Source organism: Flavobacterium limi, assembly GCF_010645075.1.
Classification (GTDB): Bacteria; Bacteroidota; Bacteroidia; order Flavobacteriales; family Flavobacteriaceae; genus Flavobacterium; species Flavobacterium limi.
Genome location: NZ_JAADZV010000025.1, coordinates 1 through 3,488, shown reverse-complemented (window position 1 = coordinate 3,488; position 3,488 = coordinate 1). Strand labels below are relative to the sequence as shown.

Genomic DNA, 3,488 nt, shown 5'->3' with positions numbered 1-3,488 from the left:
GTTGGCGCATTATCTGTTGCAATAGCAACATCTACTTTAAATGTACAGCCATTAGCATCTTTTACCCAAACATCCCAGTTGGCGTTTGTAGTCGGGTTTAAATCCGAACTGTTGCTGGCAACATAATCTGCTGCTACAGGTGCAACACCATCCTGTTTGTAAGCATAGGTATAGCCCGGTGTACCACCTGTAGCGGTTACTGTAACCTTAGAGGTAGCAACATTACAATTGGCATTTACCGTTGAAGCTGTAGCTCCTAATAAACTAGGCTGGGTAATAATGATAGATGTAGGGAATGTACATCCTGTAGTCTCATCTGTGAAAACAACATCATAAGTACCTACACCAAGGTTTGGCAAGGTGAACGAAGCTGCACTCTGAGCCGTAACTGCAGGATTTGTGTTGACTCTATAACTGTAAGTAGTACTAAACTGGCTTACATCGTAACGGATAGAACCTGTAGAACCTCCATTACAATATACATCGTTCAACTTGGTAGCAATTGCTGAAATTGGTGTAACAACAGGAACTGTATGCGAACCTGTAGCATAACAGCCGCTGGCATCTGTCACTTTGAAGCTGTAAGTAACCCCGCCGGCCAATCCGGTGAAGATACCTGTAGTATTTGATGCAACAGAAGCTGCTGGTGCCGTAATCTCATAAGTAAACGTTGTACCAACTCCGGTACCTGCTGTCTTGGCAACTGTAACTGTACTGGTAGTACGAGAAGCAGGGCTACAGTAAATATCGGTATGGGTAATACCTGAAATAACAGGTGGGTTTAATCTGCTGATAACAACAAATCCTGTAAAAGTACAGCCGTTGTTGTCTCTTACTATATAATCTATGGTCTGGTCTGCACCATTATCGGAAACCGTGAATGTTCTTGTTCCTGTAAAGGCACTGCCCTCAAAACTATAAGTATATGGGGCTGTCCCTGTTGTTGGAACAGCAACAGTAACAACTGCAGACTGCTTAACATTAGTAGCATTACAGCTAAAGGCTGTTGCTGATGCTGTGGTAGTCAGGGCTGTTGGCTGGGTAATGGTCACATTTACAGAACCAGGACATCCTTTGCTGTCTTTAACATAAAAAGTATAGGAGCCGGCTGATAATCCTGTAAAGGTAGCCGTTGCCGTAAATCCGCTTGTAGCATTGTTGCTGTAAGTATAGCCGCCTGAACCTCCAGCACCAGTCAAGGTAACTGAACCGTTAGCTGCCCCTCCGTTACAGCTAACATTTACTTGTGAAGCTGTTACGGTAGGGTCTGAAATCGGATTTACTGTAGCTGTAGTGATAACTGGACAGTTATTTGAATCTGTGATTCTAAAAGTATAAGTTCCTGCTGCTGCTGCCGTATAGACATTAGTAGCCATAGCTGTGTAGTTAGTTCCTCCGTTAGAAGAAACCTCATAACTATAAGACGTTCTGCCTCCTGAAGCCGTAAGGGTAATCTGAGCCTCTGGTGCTGTAGCTGAACAGCTAAGCTCTCTGGTTACTGAGGCATTAGCAGTCAGCTGTGGGTAAACTGTTACTGCTGCAGATGGAACAATACAGCCGTTGGCATCTTTTATCCAAACTGTATAAGTACCCGCTGAAACCGTAAAAACAGGACTTGGCTGGAAAGCACCTGTAGTGCCTCCTATTCCGTAACTCAACGGTGCCAAACTTGTAGCCGATGGCGTAGCAGTAATAGTAAAATTACTTCCTGAACCTGTACACTGGTTGTCAACAACAACTGTAACCGATGGAACTGGATCTGTATCAATAGCAACATTCAATGGGAATGTACATCCATTGGCATCTTTAACCCAAACATCCCAGTTCGCATTTGTAGACGGATTCAAGTCCGCAACATTGCTGGCAACGTAATCTGCTGCAACCGGTGCAACACCATCCTGCTTGTAAGCATATGTATAACCTGGAGTTCCTCCTGATGCGGTAATGGTAACCTTAGAGGTCGCAACATTACAATTCGCATTCACTTTTGTATAATTAGCCGATAAAGCTGTTGGCTGTGTAATGGTGATAGAAGTCGGAAAATCACAGCCCGTAGTCTCATCTTTGAAAACAACATCATAAGTACCAACTCCAAGGTTTGGCAAAGTAAATGAAGCTGCACTCTGAGCTGTAACTGCTGTACCTCCGTTTATCGTATAGCTGTAAGTAGAAACAAACTGGCTTACATCGTAACGGATAGAACCTGTAGATCCTCCATTACAATATACATCGTTCAATTTCGTAGGAGTCACTGCAATTGGAGTAACAACAGGAACAGTATGAGATCCTATCGCATAACAACCGCTGGCATCTGTTACCTTAAATGTATAAGTCACACCTCCGGCTAGTCCACTGAAAATACCAGTATTGTTTGATGTCGCTGAAACTGCCGGTGCCGTAATTTCATAGGTAATTGTACCAACTCCTGTACCTGCTGTCTTGGCAACTGTAACGGTACTGGTAGTACTGCTCGCTGGTGCACAATAAATAGGGCTATTGGTAATACCTGAAATTACTGGAGGGTTTAATCTGTTGATAAGAACAGATCCCGGGAAAGTACAACCGTTGCTGTCTCTCACAACATAATTGATCGTTTGGTCTGTACCATTATCAGCAACAGAGAATGTTCTGGTTCCAGTAAAGGCACCTCCCTGGAAACTATAAGTATAGGGAGCAGTTCCTGTAGTTGGAACAGCAACAGTAACAACTGCAGACTGCTTAACATTAGTAGCATTACAGCTAAAGGCTGTTGCTGATGCTGTGGTAGTCAGGGCTGTTGGCTGGGTAATGGTCACATTTACAGAACCAGGACATCCTTTGCTGTCTTTAACATAAAAAGTATAGGAGCCGGCTGATAATCCTGTAAAGGTAGCCGTTGCCGTAAATCCGCTTGTAGCATTGTTGCTGTAAGTATAGCCGCCTGAACCTCCAGCACCAGTCAAGGTAACTGAACCGTTAGCTGCCCCTCCGTTACAGCTAACATTTACTTGTGAAGCTGTTACGGTAGGGTCTGAAATCGGATTTACTGTAGCTGTAGTGACAGCTGTACAGCCCGGAGTATTAGAATCTGTTACCCTAAAGGTATATGTGCCTGCTGCCGATGCAGTATAAATATTGCTTGCCATTGCTGCATAAGTCGTTCCTCCATTAGTAGAAACTTCATACGTATAGCCTGTTCTGCCTCCTGATGCCGTAACTGTAATCTGGGCCTCTGGTGTTGTAGCTGAACAGCTAAGCTCTCTGGTAACTGCTGATGTAGCCGTCAGCTGAGGATAAACCGTAACAGCTGATGATGGAACAATACAGCCATTGCCATCCTTGATATGAACCGTATAGGTACCCGCCGAAACCGTAAAGACACCGCCTGGCTGGAAGGTGCCTGTAGCACCGCCAATACTATAACTCAATGGGGCCAAACCTGTACCTGAGGCTACAATCTGAAAAGTACTGCCTGAACCTGTACATTGGTTGCTTACTGTGGCTGTTAC

The 3,488-nt window shown here is 44.4% G+C and carries 1 protein-coding gene; it reads right to left on the bottom strand.

The window, feature by feature from the left end; genetic code table 11:
- The coding region (locus GXM16_RS22650; RefSeq protein ID WP_208797409.1) for a beta strand repeat-containing protein at positions 1-3,488 on the bottom strand (3,488 nt) is incomplete at both ends.